20 protein-coding genes are annotated in these 26,618 nt (G+C 42.8%); 15 read left to right on the top strand and 5 right to left on the bottom strand.

The features are described from left to right. The first annotated feature begins 137 nt into the window (after nucleotides 1-137). From LG330_RS14425 to LG330_RS14390, 8 genes are all read left to right on the top strand, one after another. The gene (locus LG330_RS14425) at nucleotides 138-2,885 is read left to right on the top strand and encodes a phosphodiester glycosidase family protein (RefSeq protein ID WP_404404976.1); all 2,748 of its coding nucleotides are present in this window, start codon (nucleotides 138-140) and stop codon (nucleotides 2,883-2,885) included. A gap of 211 nt (nucleotides 2,886-3,096) precedes the next feature. Next, nucleotides 3,097-4,989, top strand: a complete 1,893-nt coding sequence (locus tag LG330_RS14420) for an N-acetylmuramoyl-L-alanine amidase (RefSeq protein ID WP_404404974.1) — start codon at nucleotides 3,097-3,099, stop codon at nucleotides 4,987-4,989. 283 nt (nucleotides 4,990-5,272) lie between these two features. Beyond that, nucleotides 5,273-6,418 carry a polysaccharide pyruvyl transferase family protein gene (locus tag LG330_RS14415; protein WP_404404972.1) on the top strand — a complete coding sequence of 382 codons (1,146 nt, stop codon included), beginning with the start codon at nucleotides 5,273-5,275 and terminating at the stop codon, nucleotides 6,416-6,418. After that, nucleotides 6,411-7,517, top strand: a complete 1,107-nt coding sequence (locus LG330_RS14410; protein ID WP_404404970.1) for a glycosyltransferase family 4 protein — start codon at nucleotides 6,411-6,413, stop codon at nucleotides 7,515-7,517. The genes LG330_RS14415 and LG330_RS14410 overlap by 8 nt, the downstream gene beginning before the upstream one ends. 4 nt (nucleotides 7,518-7,521) lie before the next feature. Further along, complete coding sequence (pssD, locus tag LG330_RS14405) at nucleotides 7,522-7,998, top strand: PssD/Cps14F family polysaccharide biosynthesis glycosyltransferase (protein WP_404404968.1); 477 nt, start codon at nucleotides 7,522-7,524, stop codon at nucleotides 7,996-7,998. Next, complete coding sequence (pssE, locus tag LG330_RS14400) at nucleotides 7,995-8,474, top strand: PssE/Cps14G family polysaccharide biosynthesis glycosyltransferase (RefSeq protein WP_404404966.1); 480 nt, start codon at nucleotides 7,995-7,997, stop codon at nucleotides 8,472-8,474. Before pssD ends, pssE begins: the two co-directional genes overlap by 4 nt. 13 nt (nucleotides 8,475-8,487) lie before the next feature. Beyond that, nucleotides 8,488-9,999 carry a murein biosynthesis integral membrane protein MurJ gene (gene murJ, locus LG330_RS14395; protein WP_404404964.1) on the top strand — a complete coding sequence of 504 codons (1,512 nt, stop codon included), beginning with the start codon at nucleotides 8,488-8,490 and terminating at the stop codon, nucleotides 9,997-9,999. Between the two features lie 171 nt (nucleotides 10,000-10,170). Beyond that, on the top strand, nucleotides 10,171-11,229 hold the full coding sequence (locus LG330_RS14390) for a glycosyltransferase family 4 protein (protein ID WP_404404962.1): 1,059 nt from the start codon (nucleotides 10,171-10,173) through the stop codon (nucleotides 11,227-11,229). Between the two features lie 253 nt (nucleotides 11,230-11,482). Here the strand turns inward: LG330_RS14390 and LG330_RS14385 are convergent, their stop codons facing one another. Together LG330_RS14385 and LG330_RS14380 are read right to left on the bottom strand one after the other, a co-directional pair. Continuing rightward, nucleotides 11,483-12,583 carry an LCP family protein gene (locus tag LG330_RS14385; protein ID WP_404404960.1) on the bottom strand — a complete coding sequence of 367 codons (1,101 nt, stop codon included), beginning with the start codon at nucleotides 12,581-12,583 and terminating at the stop codon, nucleotides 11,483-11,485. 157 nt (nucleotides 12,584-12,740) lie between these two features. After that, the gene (locus tag LG330_RS14380) at nucleotides 12,741-13,379 is read right to left on the bottom strand and encodes a YigZ family protein (protein WP_404404958.1); all 639 of its coding nucleotides are present in this window, start codon (nucleotides 13,377-13,379) and stop codon (nucleotides 12,741-12,743) included. Between the two features lie 329 nt (nucleotides 13,380-13,708). Between LG330_RS14380 and LG330_RS14375 the strand changes: the two genes are divergently transcribed. After that, entirely contained in the window at nucleotides 13,709-14,851 is a 1,143-nt protein-coding gene (locus LG330_RS14375) for a sensor histidine kinase (RefSeq protein WP_404404956.1), read from the top strand. A 20-nt stretch (nucleotides 14,852-14,871) separates the two neighbouring features. After that, nucleotides 14,872-15,546 carry a response regulator gene (locus tag LG330_RS14370; RefSeq protein WP_404404954.1) on the top strand — a complete coding sequence of 225 codons (675 nt, stop codon included), beginning with the start codon at nucleotides 14,872-14,874 and terminating at the stop codon, nucleotides 15,544-15,546. A 173-nt stretch (nucleotides 15,547-15,719) separates the two neighbouring features. On the opposite strand, the gene treR is transcribed toward LG330_RS14370, so the two are convergent. Next, the gene (gene treR, locus LG330_RS14365) at nucleotides 15,720-16,439 is read right to left on the bottom strand and encodes a trehalose operon repressor (protein ID WP_404404952.1); all 720 of its coding nucleotides are present in this window, start codon (nucleotides 16,437-16,439) and stop codon (nucleotides 15,720-15,722) included. Nucleotides 16,440-16,903: 464 nt separating this feature from the next. On the opposite strand from treR, the gene LG330_RS14360 reads away from it, so the two are divergent. From LG330_RS14360 to LG330_RS14350, 3 genes are all read left to right on the top strand, one after another. Then, a complete protein-coding gene (locus LG330_RS14360) occupies nucleotides 16,904-17,473 on the top strand; it encodes a YybH family protein (RefSeq protein ID WP_404404950.1) in 570 nt (189 codons plus the stop codon). Between the two features lie 259 nt (nucleotides 17,474-17,732). After that, a complete protein-coding gene (locus LG330_RS14355; protein ID WP_404404948.1) occupies nucleotides 17,733-18,839 on the top strand; it encodes a mandelate racemase/muconate lactonizing enzyme family protein in 1,107 nt (368 codons plus the stop codon). Between the two features lie 2 nt (nucleotides 18,840-18,841). Continuing rightward, nucleotides 18,842-19,939: an amidohydrolase gene (locus LG330_RS14350; protein ID WP_404404946.1), complete on the top strand. Its 1,098-nt coding sequence runs from the start codon at nucleotides 18,842-18,844 to the stop codon at nucleotides 19,937-19,939. A 395-nt stretch (nucleotides 19,940-20,334) separates the two neighbouring features. Here LG330_RS14350 and treC read toward each other — a convergent pair whose 3' ends face one another. Continuing rightward, nucleotides 20,335-22,020 (bottom strand): alpha,alpha-phosphotrehalase, encoded by a 1,686-nt coding sequence (gene treC / locus LG330_RS14345; protein WP_404404944.1) that lies wholly within the window; start codon nucleotides 22,018-22,020, stop codon nucleotides 20,335-20,337. Nucleotides 22,021-22,162: 142 nt separating this feature from the next. Further along, nucleotides 22,163-23,605, bottom strand: a complete 1,443-nt coding sequence (gene treP / locus LG330_RS14340) for a PTS system trehalose-specific EIIBC component (RefSeq protein WP_404404942.1) — start codon at nucleotides 23,603-23,605, stop codon at nucleotides 22,163-22,165. 575 nt (nucleotides 23,606-24,180) lie between these two features. On the opposite strand from treP, the gene LG330_RS14335 reads away from it, so the two are divergent. Together LG330_RS14335 and LG330_RS14330 are read left to right on the top strand one after the other, a co-directional pair. After that, on the top strand, nucleotides 24,181-25,134 hold the full coding sequence (locus tag LG330_RS14335) for an ATP-binding protein (RefSeq protein ID WP_404404940.1): 954 nt from the start codon (nucleotides 24,181-24,183) through the stop codon (nucleotides 25,132-25,134). Nucleotides 25,135-25,136: 2 nt separating this feature from the next. Next, nucleotides 25,137-26,612, top strand: coding sequence for a HAMP domain-containing protein (locus tag LG330_RS14330; protein WP_404404938.1), 1,476 nt, complete (start codon nucleotides 25,137-25,139; stop codon nucleotides 26,610-26,612). Nucleotides 26,613-26,618 lie beyond the last annotated feature (6 nt).

Genomic DNA, 26,618 nt, shown 5'->3' with positions numbered 1-26,618 from the left:
GAAATATTTCAACACAATATCAAAAACATATCAATGTAACGCATAATATGTCTTTTATCGCATTGATGTTTCGACAGGAGTCTACTAAAATGGAAAAGGTTAGTAGTTCATCCTTGAGAATACAGATGGAGGTTTACATGTCACAGAAATCTTTTAAAAATGTTTTTCGTCCCATTGTCACAGTCATCGCCGGCTTAGCGATCGCAGGAGCTGCCACATCAGGGGTTGGGGCTTCATCATATGAAGTAACACCTGGTGTTCAGCATACGCAATCATCATTCTCTATGAATGCAAGGAGCCAGGTTTCAAATATTTTAGATATTAATACGTCATTACCTTACATAAGTGTGGAACCGGGAATACCTTCCCCGTTGGCTTCTTTAAGTAATGTGCAAACAAGAGCAACAGTTATGACAGAAAATCTTTATCATATGGTTGGAGCTGTAAACGGTTCTTTTTACCACATGGATACAGGCATGCCCGCCTATCTGGTAACTCAGAATAATAGAGTAGCAACTTATGGCGTCATTTCAGATGGCATGCAGGAGTATATGAGCGTACCATCAGCATTCGGTATTAATTCGCAGGGGAAATATCTTATTGATACATTCACCTATGATTCAACAATTTCTTTTGATGGAAAATCATTGCCAATCACTGCAGTTAATAAGGCAAGAAAAGCAAATGAATCAATTATTTACACTCCTTCGTGGAGCTATAAAGATACCAGAACGAATGAGCATGGTATTGAAATTATTGTCAGAGGATTATCTGGAAGTATTGAAAACGGCATGGAATTCGGGAAAGATATCACGGGAACCGTTGAAAATGTCAGATTACCCGGTCGTACTTATTCTAATGAAATTCCGCATGACGGCTACGTGATTTCTGTTCACGGTACAAATGTTTCGAAATACACGTCACTGGCCAGAGGTGACAAGATCACTTTGAACATGAATGTTGAAGATAAGTGGAAAAATGCTCAATATATGATTGGAAGTGGTCCATTACTTGTCCGAAACGGCAAAGTTGACATGACCATCGACCCGACAAGTTGGAGAGCAATGCAAAGAACGTCAAGAACTGCTGTTGTAACAAATGCTGCTGGTGACCGAGTTAAACTGGTTACAGTAGATGCTACCTCATCAAGTGCCGGTATGACGCTGCCGGAATTTTCTCAGTATCTTGTCAGCATAGGTGCTTATCAGGCTTTAAACCTTGATGGTGGCGGATCTACTACAATGGTTACAAGAAAGTATGGCAGTGCGTATCCAACGCTCACGAATCGCCCTCAAAATGGTTCGATGAGATCTGTTTCTACAATATTAGGTGCAGTAAGTAAGGCGCCATATACGGCTCCGGCGCATATTTCAGCTAAAATCAGCCAGAGTTCTGTTTCACTTGGTGGCAGTGCTGAAATGTCAGTTAACTATGTATCTGACTCAAACCGCCATAATCTTGCATTTAAACAGGAAGATATACAGTACAGTGTGAACGGTAATATTGGCAGAATTGAAGGACGCAAATTTATAGCAGAGAAAAAGGGAAAAGGCACAATTACTGCTTCTTATAGAGGAGCAACACAAAGTATTGCTGTGGAAGTCACAGACAACCTAAAAACTGTAAAAGTCGTGCCATCAGCTACGGTTATGGCACCGGGAGCAGAGCAGACCTTTAAAGTAAATGGATATGATCAAAACGGTAATGCTGTCACAGTTGATCAGTCAGCGGTGGACTGGTCAGTAACTGGGAGTGGCAGTATCACAGCCAATGGTAAATTAACAGCAGGAAATATCGGAACTGCTTCAATTAAAGCAACAATAAGAGGTGTTACCGCTACATTGAATGTTGAGGTATACGAAGGTGCTAGAAAAGTCAGCAGCCTGGAATCATCTGGAGAATGGAAGTCATCTGCTGCAAGAGCAGAAGTTGCAATTTCTTTCCCGGGAAATAATGTGTCAGTTCCTGTCCGGGAAGGGAACTCCGCATTAAAGCTTACTTATGATTTTTCTAAAGGTGAAGCAGGAACAGCGGCAGCTTATGCTAACTCATCAACGGTTACAATTGATGGCAAGCCTTCTTACCTTGGCATGTGGGTGTATGGTGATGGGAAAAGCCATTGGCTGAGAGGGAAAATTACTGACGGAGCAGGTCAATCACATACAATTAACTTTACTGAAGACGGCGGATTAAATTGGACTGGCTGGAAGTATGTCAGAGCCTCAATCCCGACAGCTGCCATTGCACCTCTAAAGGTCAGCCAGCTATATGTAACAGAACCAAATGCATCTAATCAGGGTGCAGGCGTTGTATATTTTGATGATCTGAAAGCTGAATACGGTCAGAACTATGCAGAGCCGATCTTCAGAGATATTCCGAACGATTACTGGGCGCGTGATCAGATCAGTTATCTGACAGACCGTTCGCTAATTAACGGGTATCAGGATGGTACATTCAAGCCGGTTACGACATTAAGCAGAGCGCACGCAGCGGTCTTACTGACAAGAATGATGAATCTGCCGACAGATAATATTACAGATCCAGGCTTTACTGATATTAATAAAAATCACATGTATTACAAAGAGATTGCAGCCGCAGCAAATGCAGGGATTATCAGTGGTAAAGCCGATGGTTCATTTGATGCAGGAGCTTCATTATCAAGAGCGCAGATGGCTGTGATTTTGACAAGAGCTTATGGATTTGATGGAATGTATTCACCTGAAATTAAAGATGCCCCTCAGTCATTCTGGGCACATAAAGAGATTCACGCTCTGGCTGAAGCAGGCATAACAGTTCCTTATGAAGGAAACTATTACAGACCAAACGAATCAGTGAACCGCAGCCAGTTCAGTACATTTATGTACAGAATTCTTACAATGAACTAAAGCAAACATTATTTTCATAGAGAGGGTAAAGGAAATGGTAAAAAAGTACTGTTTTTTAAAAAACAGTTCATTCTTTACCCTGTTCTATCGATAATAAAACTAGAAAATATGAAAATCATTCGAAAGAACTGTCAATGTCACATAGCCAATAAGAAAATAGTTTGCTAGAATAACCATAGTCAATGACTTAAACCCGAAAGGAGAAAGTAGATTGAAAAATGTTAGCAGGTTTTTGATCTTAATTCCGGCTCTTATCTTAGTAATTAGTACTTTGTCAGTAGGAAATGTTTCAAAAGCCTCCAGTGTGTTCAGTGATGTGAAATCAGATTTTTGGGCGAAGAATGAAATTGAATATTTACATAGTTTAGGTGTCATTTCCGGCTATGAAGAGAACGGTACTACTGCGTATAGGTGGGAAAATAAAGTTACGCGGGCTCAGGCAGCAAAAATGCTGGTTGTCGCAAGCGGAAATAAGGAACTAAACGTTTCTTCAGCCACTTTCTCAGATGTCCCTACTGACCATTGGGCTTCAGGATGGGTAGAGAGTGCAGTAAGACTTGGGATTTTCTCAAGCAGTAATGAAAATTTCAATCCGAACGTAAACCTCTCAAGAGCGCAAATGAGTAAAATTATTTCAGAAGCATTTAATCTTGATTTTGCAGCAGCTGCTCAGGAGCCTGTAGTCTTCTCAGATGCATCTCAAAGTGAGTGGGCAATCGGGTATATTAATGCATTGTATTACAATGGAATCTCTAACGGCAGCAACAACCTGTTCAAGCCACTGACAAGTGTAGACCGTGCACAGTTTGCTGCATTTATGAGCCGAGCACTTAATGATGATTTCAAGCTTGAAGTTGGAGCACCACAGCCAACTCCACAGCCAGAGCCGGAACCATCTCCAACTGAACCGGTAATTGCAAAGCTTGTTGTTAAAGAAAATAATTTAAATGTACGGTCAGGCCCGGGGACTTCACATGGTATACTCGGAAAAGTAAACAATGGTGACCGTATGAATGTTTATTCTTTATCCGGTGATTGGGCTAAGGTCGACTTTAACGGTAAGCAGGCTTACGTTCATAAGTATTACGTAACATTCTTAGATACACTTGGTAATGCACTTGGTTCTCCAACTGATACTGCTCGTGTTACAGGTGCCTATGAGTTAAATGTCCGTTCAGGTCCATCTTCATCCGCTACAGTAATCGGTAAAATTCGTAATGGTACGACAATTACTTTATTTGGTGGAACAGGGGACTGGATGAGAGTTGAATATAATGGTATGCCTGCTTTCGTTCATAAAGGCTATATCACAATCAACGTACCTACACCGGAGCCTGCAACTTCACTTTCAGGAAAAGCAACGGTTGCTTCATTGAATGTAAGAGCAGGAGCTGGCGTATCACACCCGATCGTCACAACATTAAAGCAGGGTGACCGTGTAGACGTTCAGGCGATCAGCGGCTACTGGGCACAGATTAAGACAAGCAGCGGTCATGTGGGATTTGTTAATAAAACATATCTTAAGCTGATCAATAATTCTGGTAACATCCTAAAAGACAGAATTATCGTCCTTGATGCTGGTCATGGTGCTTCAGATCCAGGTGCGGTTTCAAATGGTTATACAGAAAAAGCAATTAATCTTGAAGTTTCAAGACGAGTTGAAGCAAAATTAAAAGCAGCAGGGGCTAATGTTAAAATGACCCGTACTGGAGATACGTTCCCGTCATTACAGGATCGTGTAGATTTTGCTTATAAGAACTATGGTGAAATTTTCGTCAGCATTCATGCGAATGCAATCGGCTCAAGTACAGTGTCTGGAGCAGAAACATTCTATGATGTGCAGTATAACGACAACACAACTGAAAGCTATCATTTAGCAAATGAAGTACAAAAAGAAATCGTCGCACGTGCAGGAATGAGAGACAGAGGCGTTAAAACAGAAGCATTTTACGTACTCCGTAATCAAAACATTCCAGCCATCCTTGTAGAGCTTGGATTTATGACAAATCCAGCAGATCTTGCGAAGCTGACAAGCTCACGCTATATGGAGATCTATGCAGAAGCTGTTTATCAGGGAATCGTCGACTATTATAGTCTTAAGTAATTTGATCTTGAGCAGCCCGGCCGTGTGCCGGGCTGTTTTTTTTGGTGCGGCGCAGGCGGGACGGAGTTGAGTGATTCATTTTTGTAATCATTCTAAAAACGAACCACACAACTCCGTCCCCGGTGTGCCGCCTCCGGGACACATCACTAAATGCTTAGTCATATCGCAACCTCAGCCGCTCAGATTCTATTCACGAGCCAAACTGGTTCTTTTTTATGTTTTGTCTTATTTCATAAATTGCTATAATGGACGTATTGCATAAAAAGGACCGGGTGATGATACGATGAGAGTCGCAATTGCAGGGAATTATGGACATGATAACAACGGGGATGAAGCAATTTTAGCAGGAATGCTTCAGAGCCTTGAAAAATATGCGGGTATCAGTCGTAAAGAGATTACGGTATTTAGTAATTATCCACATAAAACGATCGAGGAACATAAAGTAAAATCTGTACCGCTTCTGGTCAGAAAATCAAATAAGCTGATTGCAGCTGGCGTAACGCTAAGGTCGCACCTTAAAGTACTGAAAGATATTGATCTGTTGATTATCGGGGGCGGCGGGTTATTAATGGATTTGTATAAAAGAGATGCACCTGTTTATTCCAGTATTGCGATGATTGGAAAGATGCAGGGGTGTGAAGTCGCAGTGTGGGGCGTTGGAGCGGGACCGATTACAACGCCAACCGGGGCAGTATTAATTAAGCAAATTGCCCGGACCGCTTCCATTCTAACTGTGCGTGATGAGGATTCAAAAGTGCTGCTTGAGAAAATCGGAATAGAGAAGCCGATTGAACTGACAGCTGATCCGGCTTTTGGGCTTGTGCCTGAAAAGCAGCGTGCAGTGACAGACACTATCAAAAAAGTAGCTGTTACGGCTGTACCTTATTACAGCAGCCAGTACTGGCCGGTTCATGATGAGGAAAAATATCAGTCATATATTACTTCTTTTGCACAGGCACTAGATCAGCTGATTGAGCAAAAGCAAACTGACGTAACGTTTTACGCGACAAAGTATCCTCAGGATCTTGAAGTCGTTCGGGATATTAGGGGAAGGATGCAGCATTCATCCTATATAATAGAAGAAAATATGAAGCCTGATGAGCTGATGAAGTTTTCTGTTGAGCAGGATATTATTATCGGGACAAGGCTCCACTCGCTTATTTTAGCAGTAAGAACCGGAACACCTATTATCGGCGTTGGGTACCATAAGAAAGTCGGATCATTTTCAAACCTGATTGGTCAGAAAGCATTTTATACAGATATTGAGCAATTCCACACCGATACTTTGATTGAGAAAGTGACGAAAATGGAAGACAACTGGCCAGCGCATCAGGCAGCAATCAATGAGATTGCTGATCAATTCCATCAAAAAGCAGCTGAGTTTCCTAAAAGGCTGAAGGAACAGTTTGGAGAGAAGTTTCATGACTAAAACGATAACTGTCATTACGAATATGTATCCATCTAAACAGCACCCTACTTTTGGGGTTTTTGTGAAAAATCAGGTTGAAGCATTAAGGTCAGAAGGTTATCAGGTTGATGTGATTGCGATCACAGATCCGCGCGGTGGAAAAGGTAACGCATTGAAGAAGTATGGGATCTGGGCTTTAAAAAATCTTGTTTATTTAATCACTAAAGGCAAAAAAACTGATGCCGTGCATGTGCATTACGTTTTTCCGAGCGGACTATTTGGCATGCTTTATAAAAAAATTTTTAAAACCAACATGATTGTAACTGCTCATGGTGGAGACATTGATAAGATGGCACGCATTTCACCTGTTACGCATTTAATGACGAAAAACATTATTAAAAATGCTGATACGACAATTGCTGTAGGAAATCAGTTGTATGATACGATTCACCAGGAATTTAATGCTCCTGAAAGTAAACTTGAGCTGCTAAATATGGGTGTGGATCGCTCTGTCTTTAAGCCGTATGATCGCTCTAATACAAGACAAAAGTTTAACATCAGTGAAGATGAAAATGTTCTATTATATGTAGGTAATATGATTGAGCAGAAGGGTCTGCTGGATTTAGTTGAGTCTGTAGATTTACTTAAGCAGGAGGGAGCGTTTGAGCATTCCTGCTTGTACATGATTGGGGCAAATAAAAGTCCTGCGTTTTTTACCCGTCTTCAGGAAGAGATTAGTAAACGAAAGCTGGATGATGTGGTAAGATATGTAGGAACGAAAAATCAAAAGGAACTGGCTGAATGGATGTCAGCTTCAGATGCTTTTGTACTGCCTTCACATATTGAAGGATTTGGACTGGTGGCACTTGAAGCGATGTCATGCGGCACACCTGTGATTGCAAGCCGTACAGGCGGTTTGCCATATTTACTGGATCAGCAGTCAGGACATTTAATTGAACCAAAAAACCCTGCTTCGTTAGCAGAAGGTATACGGACTGTACTGTCAGATCCTTCTTACAGGGAAAAGCTGCGGGAAAATGGGTTTAAAAAAGCGGCTGAAAATGATCAGGAACGGGTCATTCAAAAGCTGAAGCAGCTTTATTTTCCTAATGGAGGGTAACACAATGGCGTCACGGAATAAAAAGGTGCTCTTCATTTCTTCAGTGGGCGGGCACCTGACACAGCTTTTACAGCTGAAACCATTATTCGAAAAGTATGATTATCATATTATTACTGAGAAATCAGTGATTACTGAAGAGCTTAAATCTCAATACAATATGTCGTTTCTCGTATATGGTGCGAGAAACTATCCGATCAAGTATTTATTCAAGTTTTCTTATAATATCATGATGTCCTTTATTTATTTTTTCAGAATGAAGCCGGATGTAATCGTGACAACAGGTGCGCATACTGCTGTCCCAATGTGTTACATAGCGAAAATGTTTGGTAAGAAGGTCGTCTTTATTGAGAGCTTTGCAAAAACTACAACACCTACGCTTTCAGGAAGAATGGTGTATCCAATTGCTGATTTATTTATTGTGCAATGGGAAACGATGAAGGAGCATTATCCTAAAGCGGTGCATGGGGGTTCTATCTATTGATTTTTGTCGTACTCGGCACGCATGAACTGCCCTTCAAACGTCTGCTCGAACAGATTGAGCAGCAGATTAAAGGTGGTCACATTGATGAAGAAGTCATTGTTCAAAGCGGCCATACTTCATTTAAAACAAAAAATATGAAATTGGTTCCCTTCATGTCCTACAAGGAAATGGAGGAGATGTATGATCAGGCTTCTCTAATCATTACTCATGGGGGGACAGGCTCTATTACAACCGGGATCAAAGTTGGTAAAAAAATGATTGCTGTACCCCGTTTAAAGAAATATGGAGAGCATAATGATGATCACCAGCTGGAGATCGTTGAACAGTTTTTTAACTCCGGGCATATTTTACAATGGAATGAGTCTCAGGAATTTGCTGAAGTGTTAACAGCAGCGAAGACATTTACACCGGAGCCTTTTCAAAGTGGAAGAGTGAAAATCCTCTCTATTCTTGAAGATTTTATAGACCAAGTGTGAACGGATGAATCATATGAAATCACTTACTCCGCGTCAAATCGTAGCAATTATCGGCAGCGTGGCAGTCATTAACCTGATTGCCAGGCTGATTGGTTTTTTAAGAGAAGTTGCAATTGGTGTTCATTATGGAACGAGTGCAGCTGCTGATGCCATTATTGCTGCTTATACGATTCCAAATTTTATTTATCTTGCAGCTGGAGGAGCGTTGACAACTGCCTTTATCAGTGTTTATACGAATGAACCGGAGCAACATAAGAAAAGAGCTGCATCCGTTATCCTTACATATACAGGATTAGCAGCGGCAGTTTTATCGCTGCTCTTTTTTTTACTGCCTGATTTATGGATTCAATTATTTTTCAGCGGAATGGCTGCTGATACGATCAGTCTGACCGGGGATTTATTCAGAATTATGGCGCTCGGGACCTTCTTTTTAACATTATCCATGTTATTTACAGGCTATCTGAATGCCAACAGATATTATAAAGCATCAGCACTTGCACCATTACTTTTTAACATTGTCTACGTTGGCGGAGCGGTTCTTTTTATGCCGGTAATCGGTATTGATGCATACGCGTGGTCAGTGATGGCAGCAGCCCTTTTGATGTACGGTTATTTATTCCTAGAGATTAAAAAGAGAAGACTGGCACTTGAGCCGTTCGCTTATACAGGCGGATCTGAAGGCTTGATGAAAAGGTATTTGTGGCGGGCGTTACCTATACTGCTTGGTGGTGCGACGATACAGCTTTATTTTCTACTTCAGAGAATATTTGCATCAGGTATGGGGGAGGGGACGATCGCAGCATTGAACTATTCCTCAAAGCTGATACAGATCCCACAGAGCATTCTCATTACCGCTGTGACGACTGTATTATTTCCGCTGATCAGTCAAATGGCTGCGGCAGAAAAGAAGCATGAGCTTCAGGAGATGTACAAGAGGGGTATTTTATACTTATGTCTGCTAATCATTCCTGCATCTGTTTTTGTCTTTTTTAATGCGGAATCGATTATTTCGATTGTGTTTGAATATGGTGCGTTCGATCGTGAAGCATCCCAAATCACTGCAGGTCTGCTGAAAATCTTCGTAGTGGGGATGACCGCTCATGCATTAAACGTTTATCTGACACGATTTTATTATGCCCAGCAATTAAACTGGCTGGCAGTAGGAATCGGTGCATTTAACGTATTTTTAGTTAACATTGGAGTCATTCTTTTCCTCATGCCTTCTCTGGGTGCATCAGCGATCGCCTGGGGAATGACAATTAGCGGTCTTACCCAATTACTTATGCTGCTGATCATTGCCTTATATAAAATGGATCTAAAACCGGATGTTGGTGGTGCTCTCATCAAGATACTTGGTTTGAGTACCCTGCTAGGGGGTATTTTTATATTAATGCGTTTAATGGAATACTCTATTTTACAGTTAATCATAAACGTCTTCATTCTTATGTTTGTTATGATTGCACTGTTAATATGGACAGATGCTGAAAAGTGGTCAGGAAAAATAAAAAAACTAATCAGAAAATGAAACTCATCAGGCGGACGAACGTCTATATAGTAGCAGTTAGAATAGGACCTGCGTTATAAAGTTTCAGAACCTATTCTCTTTTTACGACAAACTGTGCTATAATCTGCTTGACCATGATTAAATCAATCATTTTCCATTTATGAAAACTGACTGTTTTCGAGGAGGAACATTATGTACTTTTTGCTTAATCTGCTGATTGTGTTTGTCAGCTCGATTATATTGACCCCTATAGTGAAAAAACTGGCCTTTAAAATAGGCGCTACTGATAAACCAAATTACCGGAAAGTCCACCAGCGTATCATGCCAAGACTTGGTGGACTCGCCATTTTCTTAGCCTTTGTTATTGGATTTATTTTAATAAATCCGCAAAATGAGGCAGCCTGGCCATTACTTTTCGGTAGTATCATCATTATTATTGTCGGAGTTCTTGATGATATACGTGAGCTTTCTGCAAAAGTTAAATTACTTGGGCAGATTGCGGCAGCTCTTGTAGTCGTACTTGGCGGAATTCAGCTTGAATACATCAACCTGCCATTCGGTGGTCAGCTTGAATTCGGCTGGTTAAGTATTCCAATGACTGTATTATGGATTGTAGGGATCACAAACGCAGTTAACCTGATTGACGGTTTGGACGGGCTTGCAGCCGGCGTTTCATCAATTGCGCTTGGAACGATCAGTCTGATGGCCCTGCTTGACGGAAACATTTTCGTTATGGCGATTGGTATGCTTCTATTCGCTAGTGTGATGGGCTTTCTGGTTTACAATTTTCACCCCGCAAAGATCTTTATGGGCGATACAGGCGCATTATTCTTAGGCTTTGCCATCTCAGTGATCGCACTGCTTGGATTCAAAAACGTTACAATGATCTCATTGATTATCCCGATTATTGTACTGGGTGTGCCGATCTCAGATACATTCTTTGCAATCCTGAGAAGATTTGTGAATAAACAACCATTATCAGCACCTGATAAAAACCACCTGCACCACAGGTTACTGGCGCTTGGCTATTCTCATAAGCAGACCGTATTAATCATTTATGCGATTGCAGCAACATTTGGTATGTCAGCGCTGATCTTCTCAATGTCTACAGTGTGGGGAGCAGTTCTCGTAGTCGGTGTGATGCTCATTGCAATTGAATTGTTTGCTGAAAGTATCGGACTCGTTGGTAAAGATTACAGACCATTAATGAAATTGATGCGTGTTAGAAATGCCCGTGGAGAACGATTTTAATTATCTTGAAAAGCTGACCAGGATCAGGTGAAACTGAATCTGGTCAGCTTTTTTATTTACTAAGTTGAACAATAAGTGATTCTACTATCACTTAATGATTTAATAAAAACAAGGATAGATAAATCGATACAGCATATAGTTAATGAAAGATTTATTCACCAGAATAGTTAGTTCTAACGATTTGAAAGCGAAATAATTATGATTTTGATCTCTAAATAAAGGTAAAAAGAGCACTCAGTTGAGTGCTCTTCTTTTACCATCCATATTCTTCATCTTCCTGGGCTGATTCGTTCAGGCTATTGTTACTCTCGATTTCTGATGAATCGTCATTGTTATATTCTGATGTTTCATCATTTGAAACAAATCTGGATAATCCCAGATGTTCACGAAGATCTGATCGTACACTTTGTATTTCTTCATCATAAGCTTCATAGTAATATACACCGTCGTACATTACTCCTTCACCTTCTAGTGTATGCATATCTACTGAGAGGTTAGAATTCATTGCATATGACATGAAAGACCTCATTTCTGAGAACCTCATATTTGTTGCCATGTTATCACCAACAGCCTCGATTACATCTGCATAGCGATTAATTGAGCCTGCAGATTTAGCTTTTGCAAGGATTGCATCAATGACTTCCTGCTGACGTTCTCCTCTTGCAATGTCACTATCCATATGACGGGAACGTACAAACGCAAGGGCTTCTTCACCATCAACGAGTTGACGACCTTCTTCAAGGAAAATCGCGTTTTTCTGGTCGCTTGAATTCATTTCATACATATTAAACGGCACATCAACTTCTACACCATTCAGCGCATCTACAACATCCATAAATGCATAGAAGTTCATTCTTACATAATAATCAACCGGTACATCGAGAAGTTCCTCAACTGCTTCCATGGAAGCTTTAGGACCACCGAAGGCATGTGCGTGATTAATTTTATCTTCATATTCAACTTCAGGAATATATGCCAGTGTATCACGTGGAATACTAGTTAATTTGATTGTTTTATCCTCATTATTCAGTGTGGCAAGAATGATAGCATCTGTACGCGTTGTACCATTTTCAAATCCTTCGGCATTTTCACGTACATCACTGCCATCCACTCCAAGAAACAAAACTGATACATTATCAACATCCGGGTTTACGTCTTTATCACGAAGGTCTGACTGATTACGGCCTTCAATTTCTTCATAAGAATCATTCGCTATACTTTGAGCTTTTGTGTAAAGATAGCCACCATACACAAGCCCTGAAAGCGCGATTAGAAGCAAAGGAAGACCAATCATTAACACACGCTTTTTTGTGCGCTTGGCTTTTGCTTTCTTTTTAAAGGTTTTTCTGTCCATCTTTAGTTATGGCTCCTTTACTCGGGGATTTCCAAATCATACTTAACGCTGCTAATGACCGGGAAAACCTGTCATAGAACGGGCAAAAGAATCGCCAATCTCTATTTTACTTGTTTTCCCGCTATCCGTAAAATGAAACTTTCATTACAATTGTCGATTATTCGGTTACAATTTGTTCCCGGTAGACCATTTCACCCTGTACAATTTCAGCCTGACCATTCGTCAGCTCCGTCATCCAGTCAGTAAATTCTTCTATATCATCATCTTCCACATATGTTTCCACAGCGACATCCTCTAAATACTGAATCTCTTTTAAAGGATATTTTGAAGACCTGACTTCATTCTCTACTTTGCCGAGCCACGTGTAGTCCATTTTTGAAATCATGATTCTGTTTAGGGATCTCTCTACAATGCCTGCAGCTTTTAAGCCTTCTGTCACTGATTTGCCGTATGCACGGATCAGGCCGCCTCCGCCAAGTTTGATTCCGCCGAAGTAGCGGGTAACGACAACTGTTGTATCCTTTAAGCCCTGCTTCTTTAATACCTCAAGCATAGGTACACCTGCTGTGCCGGATGGTTCGCCGTCATCATTCGCTTTCTGGATTAAATCATGCTCCCCGATCATATACGCAGAGCAGTTGTGGTTGGCTGAAGTGTGCTTCTTTTTGATTTCCTGAATGAAAGCCTGTGCTTCTTCTTCCGTTTCTGTTCGCTTTGTATAGGTAATAAATCGGGATTTTTGAATCACGATCTCACTTTCACTGTATCCTTTAACGGTTAAATATTTTTTCAGCATATCTTACTCCTTCATGTCGGGCGTTTATTACACAATTATAACAAGAAATTGCACGGTGCGTCATTTTTTGCAGAGATGCAACAAAGGTGAAATGTCATATGCGCCAATTGTAATGCAACTTTAATATCGCGACAAAGTGATGATGTTATAATAGATAAGGTCTTGTTGATTAAACGGGCTGCGAAAAAAATATATTAAAATAGCTTCTTTTTTTCGTATTTTCGACATGTTGCGGTGCGAAACTTTATTTAGCACAATACTTTCAATTTTACTGGTTTAACAGTATAATTTTTTGTAAAGACATGTATACGAGAGAAAGGAGTCTGCATGTGTCCGCTAATAGTATAGACACCCAGATCCTTGATTCAATTCTGGGTAAAATGATAGAGACTGTGGATCAGAGTAAGTCAGAAATTTTTGAAATAGGTGAGCAGACCCGGAACGAATATGATCAGCTTGTAAATGAACTTTCATTAATTCGTGAAAAAATTGCAAGCGTGATATATACAGGAGATGACCTTGAAAGACGCTCGCGTTTTGCAAGAAAGCGTCTGGCGGAAGTCAGCCATCATTTTAAGAATTTTTCTGAAGAACAGGTCCGTCAGGCTTATGAAACGGCACACGATCTTCAGATGAAGCTCTCGGTTAACAGACAGGAAGAGAAACAGCTCCGTGAGAGACGCGATGACCTCGAGCGCCGTCTTCAGAATATGGTTGAAACCATTGATCGCGCTGAAAATCTGGTAACTCAGATATCAGTTGTGCTTACTTATTTAAATAGTGACCTGAAAAAAGTCGGTGCAGCACTTGAAGACGCTGCCGAGAAGCAGATGTTCGGTATGCAGATCATTGAAGCGCAGGAGGAAGAGCGTAAAAGGCTTTCCCGGGAAATACACGATGGACCTGCCCAAATGATGGCAAATGTACTGATGAGATCTGATTTAATGGAACGTGTGTTCAGGGATAAAGGCACTGATGAAGCAATTAACGAAATTAAAAGCTATAAAAAGATGGTCCGCTCAGCATTATCAGAGGTCAGAAGGATCATTTACGACCTTAGACCAATGGCGCTCGACGACCTGGGTCTTGTTCCTACCCTCAGAAAATACTTAAGTACTATCGAAGAATATAGTCATGGTACTAAGTTATCATTTAAACAAATCGGGGAAGAATCTAGACTGGATCCAAAATATGAAGTCTCACTATTCAGGCTGATTCAGGAAGCTGTGCAAAATGCAGTAAAGCATGCACAGGCAACTGAAGTCACTGTAAAAGTGGAAATACGTCCCGATTGTGTGAATGCAATCATCAAAGACGACGGAAAAGGCTTCGATCCTTTAGAAAAAAAGCAAGGTTCATATGGCATGATGGGCATGAAAGAGAGAATTGAACTCATTTCAGGAAAAATGGATGTTCAATCAAGGCCCGGACAAGGTACAACAATCAGTATTAATGTACCAATTAAAAGTTAAAGATTGAGGGGGAACCAAACATGACAAAGATTCTAATTATTGATGATCATCAGTTATTCCGTGAAGGTGTTAAGCGTATCCTGGATTTTGAAGAATCATTCGAAATCGTAGGAGAAGGCGATGACGGTTCTCAGGCAATCGAACTTTATGAAACACACCAGCCGGATGTAGTATTAATGGATATTAATATGCCAGAGGTAAATGGTGTAGAAGCAACAGGGCAGCTTGTGAAAAAGCATACTGATGCAAAAGTGATCATCCTGTCAATCCATGATGATGAAAACTACGTATCACATGCACTGAAATCAGGTGCGCTTGGTTATATGCTGAAAGAAATGGATTCAGAAGCACTGATCGAGGCAATCAAAACAGTTGCTGACGGCGGCTCATACCTGCATCCAAAAGTAACAGTTAACCTTGTAAACGAATTCCGCCGTCTTGCAGAAGCTGAATTCACAGGTAACTTCCAGCAGATGGAAGTGCGCCGTCCGCTTCACCTGCTTACAAAGCGTGAGTGTGAAGTACTACAAATGCTTGCAGATGGTAAGAGTAACCGTGGAATCGGTGAAGGACTGTATATCTCTGAAAAAACAGTTAAAAACCACGTAAGTAACATCTTACAGAAAATGAATGTGAATGACCGTACTCAGGCTGTTGTTACGGCGATTAAGAATGGCTGGGTTGAGGTACGATAGTATTGTTTAGGAGGGCTCCGTCTTTTGGCGGGGCTTTTTTAGTGCGCGACACATTGGGGACGGAGTTGAGTGATTCGTTTTTATAATGATTCTAAAAGTGAACCACTCAACTCCGTCCCCAGCGCGCCGCCTAATAAATAACAAAAACTCCGCCAAATCAGCGGAGTCTCATCTCATTTCCTTCTTCTTGCAAAGTCGACAAACTTGAATTTATCAAGTCTGTGGCGTGACTCGGTGTATTGGAAGATGGATGTGTCTTCCAGGTGCACGAAGTTTTTGACGAGTACGATATGGCTGTAGCCGTCGAGGTCGAGCAGTGCACGGTCTTCGTCTGTTGCCGGTTCGACTGTGATTTCTTTTTTCGCGTAAGAAATGTTCAGACCGAGCTGACCTTCAAGGTAGGCATAGATTGAGTCTGCACAGATTTCTTCAGTGAGTGAAGGGACGCTTGATTGCAGCAGCCAGTCTTTATCAAGAATGACGCGTTCTCCCTGAATGGTTCGTGCACGGACAACTTCCCAGGTTAGTGCCTGGTCAGGACATTCAAGCTGGTTTGCAAGCCAGTTTTCTGCTTCGATCAGTTCGAGTTTGTGGACGGTTGTCTGGATGTCTCGTCCGAGTGACTGCTGAATTTCTTTGAAGCTGACAAGTCCTGTTACCGGGAATGTCATTTTGCTTATATCAAGAACGAGGGAGCCTTTACCCTGCATTTTCTGAATGAACCCGTTTTGCGATAGAAGTGTAAGCGCTTTCCTTATTGTTTCGCGTGATGTATTGAATCGCTCGCACAGTTCGTGTTCTGAAGGGAGTAGAGAGTTCGGCTCGAAGACTCCATTTTTTATTTCTTCGGAGAGTTCTTGAAAAATGTTCATATATTTATTTGTAGTTGCCATATATATCACCCTTGTTTATTGTATCATATGAGGGGACAGGATTTTAGTGAATGTACCATTATTTTCATATGATATTTGAGTCAATAAGCCGCTACTTCTTTCCGTGGGGGACTGAGCTTTCCGCGGCAGCGCGGTGAGCCTCCTCAGGCTTCGCCTTGCGGGGTCTCACCTGTCGCTTCTACGCCGCAGGAGTCTCCGTCCCCCACTCCAAGAATCCGCTGGTAGGTACTTCTCCTAAAATTCAATAATATTTATATTAACCATGTTATAGTTCATGGTTTTTAGTTGCACAGCTGACTGTTGGAGCGGAAGGGGGCGACTCCGGGACGATTAGAGGGAAGCTGAGACCCCACAGCCGAAGGCGAGGAGGCTCAGCAACCTCCGTCCGGAAAGCGTCCCCCTGAAGCGGAAACTGTCAGCCGAATTTACAGAGATAAATCATTTAAGCAGAAAGGACGGTTTACATGAATAGGGTTTGGAAGACATCGATTGCTGCCGGTCTGCTTGCGGTTGTGCTGGCAGGTTGCAGTGATGAGGAGAGTACGAATTCGAACAGTGCGGGAGATGGGCTTTCGGGTGAAGGCCAGGAGACGCATACTTCTGAAGGGTTAAGTGAATCTGAGGAAGGCATTGTGTTTGATGAAGAAGGTAATGTGAAGAGTGCAGAGGTGCCTGCAGAAGCAGAAGAGGAAATTATGGCGGTCTTTGATGAGTATATTGAGACTTTTAACAATAAGGATATAGAAGGTTATCTGGACCTGCTTTTATATGAAGATGGATATTATGACAGAGAAGAAGAGCGTGGGGCGCTTGAGAAAGTATATGACCAGTTTGATGTGAATAGAGAAGTGGTTGAGCATACAATCAGCGGTTATGAAGAAGGTTCTGCTGAGGTATTTTCAAATATGGAGCTGACGACAACGGATCCGTCATCCGGTGCAGAGGCGTCACGAAGCGGACGGCAAGTGACGATTTTAAAAGAGGTTGACGGGGAGTGGAAGATTGCTTCCATTCAGTTTATTGCTGCGCCTTAGTAGAGTTTAACTTAGTAGCCGCAAACCTTTCCGTGGAGAACTCCGCTTTCCGCGGCCGCGCGGTGAGCCTCCTCAAGCTTCGCTTTCCGGGGTCTCACCTGTCGCTTCTATGCCGCAGGAGTCTCCGTTCTCCACTGCAAGATTTGCTGATAAAATTCTTTTACTTGTAATTGTATTTAAGAGTTATGAAATGCATCTCAATAAGAGGTGCATTTTCTATACATATCGACATATTTCCTGGGAAATGAGGTTAGGTAAAATGAAGATTATTCGTGCTGAAATATGGGGGATTCATCTCCCTTTAAAGGAACCATTTGTTGTTTCGTATGCGAGATTCGATTCAATGCCATCGATTATTTTGAAGCTGACGACTGATACTGGTCATGAGGGGTATGGGGAGGCTGTGCCTGATGAGCATGTGACGGGTGAATCGTTTTACGGTTCATTTGCGCTTTTAGAAAAAGTGATTGTCCCTGAAGTGAATGGAATGTCTCCTTTTCAAATTGAAGAGATTCATGATCGCATGAATCATGCTTTAAAAGGAAATCCTTCTATCAAAGCGGCAGTGGATATTGCGTGCTATGACCTGATGGGGAAGGTTACGGGTCTTCCTGTATACGATTTAATTGGGGGAAAAGCGCATGAGAAGCTGAGTTATCCGAAGGTCATTTCAATAGGGACGCCTGAAAAAATGAGTGAGGCTGCACTCAACGCGCTTGAAAAAGGGTATGAACATTTAAAGATTAAGCTGAATGGGGATGCAGTGCTTGATGTAGAACGGCTGAGTGCAATCAGGCAGACAGTTGGTGATCGTGTGCCGATCCGGGTGGATGTGAACCAGGGTTGGGGAACGTATGAGACAGCTAAGCGAGCGCTTGCTCAAACAGAATCGCTGAACCTGGACTGGGTCGAGCAGCCGCTTTTACCGGAGGCTTTTACAGAAATGAATGAGTTAAGGCAATCAACGCTGACGCCGCTTATGCTGGATGAGAGTATTTGCTCTGAAAAAGACTTGCAGCGTGCGATCAGTGAGCGTTCTGCTGATAAAATTAATTTGAAATTGATGAAGAGTGGTGGAATTTATCCCGTTATCCATATGTCGAAAACTGCTGAAGCTGCCGGTCTTGCGTGTCAGGTTGGTTCAATGGTGGAGTCATCAATCGGCTCAGCAGCAGGCTATCATGCTGCGATGGCGAGAAAAAATATTGAGACGACTGAGTTGACGGGACCACTTTTATTTTCGATGGATCCGGGGAACCTGAAGTACGAGGTGCCTTACGTTTATTTAGCTGAAAAGCCAGGGCTTGGCGTGGATGTTGATGAAGCAGTGCTTGAAAGTTTGAGCGAAATACATGTGGAGGTGTGAAGATGAATCTTGAACAGGTGTGGCAGGATCTGCACGGACTTGCTGAGATGAGTTTTAAGGAAGTGAGGACGACTGATTATATCGCGCGTATGCTGGAGCGGGAGGGTGTGCGCGTTCAGCTGTTTAAAAAGCATACCGGACTGATTGCTGAAGTGGGCAGCGGTGAGCCGATTGTCGGTTTTAGAGCGGATATCGATGCGCTGTGGCAGGAGGTTGATGGTGAGATGAAGGCGAACCATTCCTGCGGTCATGATGCGCATATGACGATCGGGATCGGTACGCTTTTAGCTTTGAAAAAGAAGGAGAATCAGCTGAAAGGCACGTTCAGGTGTATCTTTCAGCCTGCTGAGGAACAGGGGAATGGTTCGCTTTCTGTCATTAAAAATGGTGGAGCGGATGGACTCAGTGTATTGTTTGGTGTGCATCTGCGTCCAAAAGATGAGCTGTCTTTTGGTGAAGCTGCACCATCCATTTCACATGGCGGCGGGATTTTTTATGAGGGTAAGATTACTGGAGAAGACCTGCACGGTGCGAGACCTCATCAGGGTGTAAATGCGATTGAAGCAGGGTTTGCGCTTGGTCAGCAGCTGCACACAGTGAGAATCTCACCAATGATTCCGCATTCCGTTAAGATGACAAGCTTTCATGCAGGAGCATCAAATTATAATATTATCCCCGGCTCTGCGACGTTTGCCCTTGATGTGCGTGCCCAGACGAATGAGGCGATGGATGAGCTAAAAAAGCGGATTGATGAGAAGGTTGCTGCTTTTAGTTCCATGCTTGGTGTCAAAATTGAGGGTGAGTGGGTTGATTATACGCCAGGTGCAGATGTGAACGAAGATGCAGAGGCGATTATGCGGGAAGCGATTGTACAGGAACTGGGAGAAAACTCACTAAGGCCTCGCGTTGTAACGCCGGGCAGTGATGACTTTCATTTTTACACGATTAAAAAGCCTGAGCTGAAGGCCTGCATGCTGGCGCTAGGAGCGGATCTTGAACCGGGACTGCATCATCCTAATATGCGGTTTAACCATGATTGTCTGGAGCAGGGGGTAAGGGTTGTGACGCGGGCTGTGGAGCTTGCGATGGATGTAAAGTAGAGGCGGGTGGCTGCAACCGAAATGACGGATACAGCACTCGATCGAGCTGATAGGTTACTCGATTCTGAGGATCGTGCCCTCGATCCGGGTGTATCGCTACGTCAAAGTATCACCTCATCTACCTCAATCGCACTTTCACAACGTTCGACCTCCACATACTCTTGATGCCCTTAGGTCACAAGCTTTTAGTTTCTTAAGGGAATCAAGGGGGGAAGTGCAACATTCGGTTTTGGAGATACTGCACTCAATTGATTATTAACAGCACTCGATTCGGGTGTATCACTACGTCAATTCGCAGATCACCTACCTCAAACCAGATTATACGACGTTCAACTCTGCCGCAGTGGCAAATAAAACACCGCCCGGAATCCATCTCCCGGGCGGTGTTTTACATCTTACTTCTTGTAATGAAACACGATCGACTCATAAGGACGCAGCGTATACGCTTTAGCGTCACCATTGACATCATCATAATTCTGTATCAGCACGTCCGGACGCGTAAAGCCATTCAGCTTTTCAGCAAGTGATTCAGGCATTTCAAACGTCGTTTCTTCTGCATAGTAGTTATTTAATACAAGCAGTGTCTCGTTTTCAGTGTTACGTGTGTAAGCGAAAATAGCTTGGTGATCTGCAAGCAGCAGCTCGTAGTTCCCGTCTGTCAGGATGTCAAAATCCTTACGCAGCTGGATCAGTTTCTGGTAATGATAAAAGACTGAGTTGCGGTCTTCCAGCGCTTTTTTCGCGTTGTGTTCTTTATAGTTTTTCGCTACAGGGATCCACGGTGTGCCACTTGTGAATCCAGCATTTTCACTGTCGTCCCACTGGACAGGCGTACGGGAATTATCGCGTGATTTCTGACGCAGAATTTTAAGGATCTCCTCTTCACTTTTACCCTGTTCAAGCAGGATATTATAAATATTCAAGGACTCCACATCGCGGTATTCATCAATTGAGGTGAATTTCGGATTTGTCATCCCAAACTCTTCCCCCTGATAAATATAAGGCGTACCCTGCATCATATGAACGGATGTTGCGAGCATTTTCGCTGACTCATTGTGATACTTGCCGTCGTTTCCATAGCGGGATACGACACGCGGCTGGTCATGGTTGCACCAGAACAGCGCGTTCCATCCGCCGCCTTCGTTCATGCCAACCTGCCACGTAGAAAGGATGTCTTTCAACTGAAGGAAGTCAAAATCTGCTACCGTCCATTTTTCACCGTTCGGATAATCCACTTTTAAATGATGGAAATTAAACGTCATGCTGAGCTCTTCACGTTCAGGGTTAGAGTATTTAATACAATGATCAATCGTTGTTGACGACATTTCACCGACTGTCAGCAGGTCGTGCTTTGAAAAGACTTCCTGATTCATTTCGTGCATATATTCATGCACGCGCGGGCCGTCTGTGTAAAAGCGGCGTCCGTCACCATCGCCTGTTTCGTCAGGGAAATCCTGATTTTTTGAGATGAGGTTAATCACATCAAGGCGGAAGCCATCCACCCCTTTTTCAGCCCAGACGTTCATCATGTCATAAATTTCCCGGCGCACTTTCTCATTTTCCCAGTTCAGATCAGCCTGCGTCACGTCAAATAGGTGAAGGTAGTACTGACCGGTTGCTTCATCATACTGCCATGCGTTTCCGCCGAATTTTGATATCCAGTTCGTCGGTTCAGAACCGTCTTCTTTCCCATCTTTCCAAATATAAAAATCGCGATATTCATTGTCTTTAGACTTACGTGATTCAACAAACCACTCGTGCTCTGTTGAAGTATGGTTTACAACGATATCCATAATAATGCGGATATCGCGCTTGTGTGCTTCTTCAAGCATGCGGTCAAAGTCTTCCATAGATCCGTATTCTTCGTGAATGGAGAAATAGTCGCTGATGTCATAACCGTTGTCACGCTGAGGTGATTTGTAAGGCGGTGTAAGCCAGAGGACATCTACACCTAGTTCGTTTAAATAATCAAGCTTCTCAGTAATCCCGTTCAGATCACCAACACCATTTCCTGTCGTATCGTTGAAGCTCTTCGGATAAATCTGATACACCACTGCTTTTTTCCACCAAGGCTGTGCCATTGAAATTCCTCCTTTTTGTTTGTAAATGAAGGCGGGGGTCTGACCCCGGCCTTCGCGCGTAGACCCGGGACAGACCCGCCTCTACGCTATTAAAAGAAAAACAGAGCTGTGAAAATTTCTTCTCACAGCTCTATATCAAGTTTTACTCTTCTTCAAGCTTACCTTTTTTGATAATCAGTGCGTATGCAAGTGTCAGGGCGAATGGTACGACGATGACGATGGCCATGCCGATTGCGAATATGCCCCAGAACTGGCTCTGGATTGAGATGATACCGGGTACACCGCCGACGCCGATTGAGTTGGCGAGGACGAAGTTGGCACCGAGGAGAAGTCCTGCGATACCTGAACCGATCAGTGCGCAGATGAATGGGAACTTATAGCGCAGGTTAACCCCGAATAGTGCAGGCTCTGTGACGCCGAGCCATGCTGAAATACCGGATGAACTTGCAAGACCTTTAAGTTTTTCATCTTTTGATTTCATAAAGAATGCTGCTGCGAAAATGGCAAATGCTGCAGATCCTTGGGCAATGTTAGACAGAGCAAGGATTGGCCATAGGAATGTACCGCCCTGGTCTGAAATCAGCTGTAAGTCTACCGGCAGGAATGTATGGTGCATACCTGTGATAACAAGTACTGCATAGAATCCACCATAGATCAGTCCGCCTAACCAGCCGAAGTTTTCGAACATATAGACAACTGCATCAGTTACTGCTGTACCTGCTGCAAATGTCAGTGGTCCAATGACGATAAATGCTGCGAAACCAGTGATCAAAATCGAAACCGGTGCGACAACGAGCAATTTGATTGAATCGTGTACACGTCTGTTTAAGAACTTTTCAATCAGTGCGTATAAATAAGCTGCCACTAACACCGGAAGTACCTGACCCTGATAACCGATTGATTCAACAGTTAAACCAAACAGGCTCCATGTTGGTACAGTTCCTTCCTGGAGTGCATCCGGATAAGCGTAAGCACTCAGCAGGTTAGGGTGCACCAGTACTAAACCAAGTACGATACCCATTAAAGGGTTGCCCCCGAACCTTTTTACTGCTGACCAGCCGATCAGTGCAGGTAAAAAGGTGAAGGCGGCGCTGGCTATAATATTAATGACTTCTGCAATATCAGCCCACTGGGGGTATGTGACGATCAGTGGATCTGCCCCGAATAAGTCCTCTGCAGTTAACACGTTGTTCAAACCGAGCAGTAAACCTGCTGTTACGATTGCCGGAAGAATAGGAATAAAGATATCAGCTAAAAGCTTGATTGCACGCTGCAGCGGGTTCATCTTTTTCGTCGCTGCATTTTTTACATCATCCTTTGATACTTCCTGAATGCCTGTTTCCTCTGCCAGGACCTTATACACCTTATCTACAAGCCCTTGTCCGATGACTACCTGATACTGTCCGCTGTTGGCAAATGACCCTTTAACCAGATCAATTGACTCAAGCTTCTTCTTGTCTACCTTGCTGTCGTCATGCAGGACGAAGCGGAGACGTGTGACACAGTGAGTAGCTGTGTCAATGTTTTCCTGTCCGCCGATTGCTTCAACAATCTGGCGCACCTGTTCACGATTCACATCGCTCATCTATAAAACCTCCCTTTCGAAACCGTTTTCATTTCATGCGACGCATTACATCTATTCCCTTTATCCAGGAAAAAAACACTGGGAATGAGAGGGTTTCATAAGGCTGGATCCAGTCTTTGAAGCCAGATGTAGCAATTATGGCCGGAGTTGTACCATTGTGCTCCCGGGATGCAGCGATACACACGGTTACATGCAGCAACCCGTCCGCATCCGGCACCAATTCCCCGTGTAGTATGTTGTATCCGCCCAACCAGTGCCACATTCAGCAACAAACCATATATACTCTCAATAAACAGCGCTTTCATTTAACAATTCCTATCCTATAACGTGTATATACAAGTTGTCAATCAGGAAGTTTTAAAGAATGTATGTAAGGTATTTCAAGTTTTGAGACATGTGGGCTGATTGACAAATATTGTGTCGAATCATATTGTGTTTATCTGAAGAAAGGGGTAAAATATACTAAATCAAATAGAACTTTAGTCACGGTTATTGGATGATTAATTGAATACATATAGAATTTTGTAGAAAAAATATTTTCTTATTTTCGACAAATTTTTAGGAGAGTGATTGCGATGAGATGGTTGTTAACTTTATTCAATAGCAAACAGAATGCAGATCGCGCTTTGCAGCCATCGGACCAGCCTCACGCGCAGTTACTCTGTGTTGTAAATGCGGCTTATCTGGCAATGAAAATAGGTGCTGAGCTCTCTTATTCTAAAAGAAAACGGAATCAGCTGTTTTTTCAGGTGATCAGGCATGAGCAGGACCAGTTGAAAAAACATGAGGAGCCGGTGGTTGCAGCGGCTGCCCATATGCTCGAGTGGTGTGAAAAGGGTGAGGACCTTCCTGAGAAGATCAGTCAATACAAGGAAAAAGAGCGTGTCATACGTGCAATGCAGGCCGTGTATTTTAATCATAAGGAGAAGCTGTTTCCTGAAAGAGCTTGTATTAAAAAGCATGTAAAACGCAATCAGCAGGATATCTGGTATGTCTACCGGGACGTATTGGCGGCTGCCACTCAGAACAAACTGATGCTGATTGAAGTAGATGAAGTGGAGTGTTTTAAAGAAGGCGCTGTATTAATTGAAGGAAGGATTGGGGAGCGGTCTGATATTTCTAAGATCCGAAATCAGACAAGACAGCGCTTAGAAGCACGTCAATTTTCCAAGTCAGCCATCATGAGCATTTTACTGGTGCTGTCTGAAGCGATGACAAATGTGTTTAAGCATGCATCGCACGGAAAGGTGATGATTGTAGAAAAGGATGAGTCGCTCCATTTGATTGTTGAAGATTCAGGAACGGGTTTTCCGCTTGAGCAGCTTCCTAAGGCAACGCTTTATTCAGGTTATTCTACGCAGGATTCTATGGGGCAGGGGTTTACAGTCATGTTAAAAATCGCAAGCTTTGTGCATCTGCATACTTCAGAGAAAGGGTCGACGATTGTCATTTCGTTTGACCAGCCGGAAAGAACCGGGGTAAGCACAAATCTCAATACAGAAACTGTTGCGCAGGTCTGGAGTGTGTGAGGATGGCAAAATATACAACACTGAGGAAGCAATTTTTATATTGGACATTTGCAGCTGCCATATTGATTGGCATAATCGGTGCTGTCATTCATTTGTTTCTCATGCAGCAGCAAATAGCAAATCAGACAGAAAACAGTGCGGATGAAATCGAAAATGAACTGCTGTCACGCTTTAAACAGACTGAAGTGGCAATTAATCTGCTGGAGCAGGAGCTGGATACACGGATGCTTACGCAGGTGAGACTGATTGCAAGTAATCTCGGAACGTTAAATGGTTCGGACGTTTCAAGAGAACAGCTGCTTCAGTACAAGGAAGAGTTTCAGCTTGATGGCCTGACAATTTTTCAGGAAACAGGGGATGATGTAACAGGTACAGTCACATCTGAACCGGAGGATGAAGGTTTCAGTCTCACGGAAGTCGGTTATTATGACGATGCGATCAGTGTGCTCAGAAATGATGAAGCGTATTCGCTTGTCAGCTCAGAAACCGTGACCGGAACAAATATTTCAAGTGATGAACGGCATAAATATGCGTATTACCGTCCTGAAGGAGCAGATTATTTTTTAAGTATTTATGTGGAATCAAAAGAAGTGGCGGCGTTTTTAAATCAGGCCGGTCCAGAAGCACTGATTCATGAAATAACTGAAAATCTGCTGATCATGGAAGAAGCAGCTGTATATCAACAGTCAGCAGACGGATGGGATCTGATTGCAGGCACTGAACAGACGCTGTCAGAAGATCAGCAGAACCTGATTGGCACTGACAGCAGAATTGGCGGGGAACGATATTACAAATTGTTTTTCCCGGTCAATGAATCATATGCAGCTTATGTTTCGCTTGACCAGTCAGAAATAACTGCCCCCATTTATCGTACAGCCTTTATTTTAATGGGGCTGGGGCTGCTTCCGCTGATCTTATTTATTTTCTTAATATCAAGATTTTTTAACAGAGTGGCTGATCATATTCAGCTGCTGATTAATCAGGTGTCCAGTCTTGAAGGTGGAGATTTGACTGTTCGAAATTACCTGGATGATAATGGTGAGCTGAGAAAACTGTCAGTCAGTCTGAATAAAATGTCGCAGCGGCTCAATTCACTTTTGAAAAAAGCTACGGGCTATACGACGCAGGCGCAGCGAATGTCGATTCTTTTAGAAAAAGAAACGAAGGAATCTGCGCGCAGGTTATCTGAATTAACCGTTAAATCAGCACTGATGGAGCGGCATGAAAATGAAGAGGTCACTCAATTGCTGCAGGATGCAGAGCAATTTGTAAAAATGTATGCACCTGTAAAAGACGTGGAAGCGTATCTGGAGAAAATTCATCTGATGCGTTCACTTTATCAGCAGAAATCAGCGGCAGCAGCTGAAGTCACAATCAGCATCAGTGACTTACTGCATTCGCTGCACGGTCAGGCAGAGGCGCTGGCGGAGACATCACAGGATATGATGGAAATAATTGATACTTTTAAAATCAAGTAGCGGATG

It is taken from the genome of Jeotgalibacillus malaysiensis, from assembly GCF_044789845.1.
Classification (GTDB): domain Bacteria; phylum Bacillota; class Bacilli; order Bacillales; family Jeotgalibacillaceae; genus Jeotgalibacillus; species Jeotgalibacillus malaysiensis_A.
The sequence above is the reverse complement of the archived record's forward strand: the minus strand, read 5'-3'. Positions and strand labels throughout refer to the sequence as shown.

What these genes read in the sequence shown, in the direction of transcription:
- LG330_RS14425 (WP_404404976.1), top strand. Translation starts at nt 138, where the DNA reads ATGTCACAGAAATCTTTTAAAAATGTTTTTCGTCCCATTGTCACAGTC.
- LG330_RS14415 (WP_404404972.1), top strand. Translation starts at nt 5,273, where the DNA reads ATGAGAGTCGCAATTGCAGGGAATTATGGACATGATAACAACGGGGAT.
- LG330_RS14410 (WP_404404970.1), top strand. Translation starts at nt 6,411, where the DNA reads ATGACTAAAACGATAACTGTCATTACGAATATGTATCCATCTAAACAG.
- pssD (WP_404404968.1), top strand. Translation starts at nt 7,522, where the DNA reads ATGGCGTCACGGAATAAAAAGGTGCTCTTCATTTCTTCAGTGGGCGGG.
- murJ (WP_404404964.1), top strand. Translation starts at nt 8,488, where the DNA reads ATGAAATCACTTACTCCGCGTCAAATCGTAGCAATTATCGGCAGCGTG.
- LG330_RS14390 (WP_404404962.1), top strand. Translation starts at nt 10,171, where the DNA reads ATGTACTTTTTGCTTAATCTGCTGATTGTGTTTGTCAGCTCGATTATA.
- LG330_RS14385 (WP_404404960.1), bottom strand. Translation starts at nt 12,583, where the DNA reads ATGGACAGAAAAACCTTTAAAAAGAAAGCAAAAGCCAAGCGCACAAAA.
- LG330_RS14380 (WP_404404958.1), bottom strand. Translation starts at nt 13,379, where the DNA reads ATGCTGAAAAAATATTTAACCGTTAAAGGATACAGTGAAAGTGAGATC.
- LG330_RS14370 (WP_404404954.1), top strand. Translation starts at nt 14,872, where the DNA reads ATGACAAAGATTCTAATTATTGATGATCATCAGTTATTCCGTGAAGGT.
- treR (WP_404404952.1), bottom strand. Translation starts at nt 16,439, where the DNA reads ATGGCAACTACAAATAAATATATGAACATTTTTCAAGAACTCTCCGAA.
- LG330_RS14360 (WP_404404950.1), top strand. Translation starts at nt 16,904, where the DNA reads ATGAATAGGGTTTGGAAGACATCGATTGCTGCCGGTCTGCTTGCGGTT.
- LG330_RS14355 (WP_404404948.1), top strand. Translation starts at nt 17,733, where the DNA reads ATGAAGATTATTCGTGCTGAAATATGGGGGATTCATCTCCCTTTAAAG.
- LG330_RS14350 (WP_404404946.1), top strand. Translation starts at nt 18,842, where the DNA reads ATGAATCTTGAACAGGTGTGGCAGGATCTGCACGGACTTGCTGAGATG.
- treC (WP_404404944.1), bottom strand. Translation starts at nt 22,020, where the DNA reads ATGGCACAGCCTTGGTGGAAAAAAGCAGTGGTGTATCAGATTTATCCG.
- treP (WP_404404942.1), bottom strand. Translation starts at nt 23,605, where the DNA reads ATGAGCGATGTGAATCGTGAACAGGTGCGCCAGATTGTTGAAGCAATC.
- LG330_RS14335 (WP_404404940.1), top strand. Translation starts at nt 24,181, where the DNA reads ATGAGATGGTTGTTAACTTTATTCAATAGCAAACAGAATGCAGATCGC.
- LG330_RS14330 (WP_404404938.1), top strand. Translation starts at nt 25,137, where the DNA reads ATGGCAAAATATACAACACTGAGGAAGCAATTTTTATATTGGACATTT.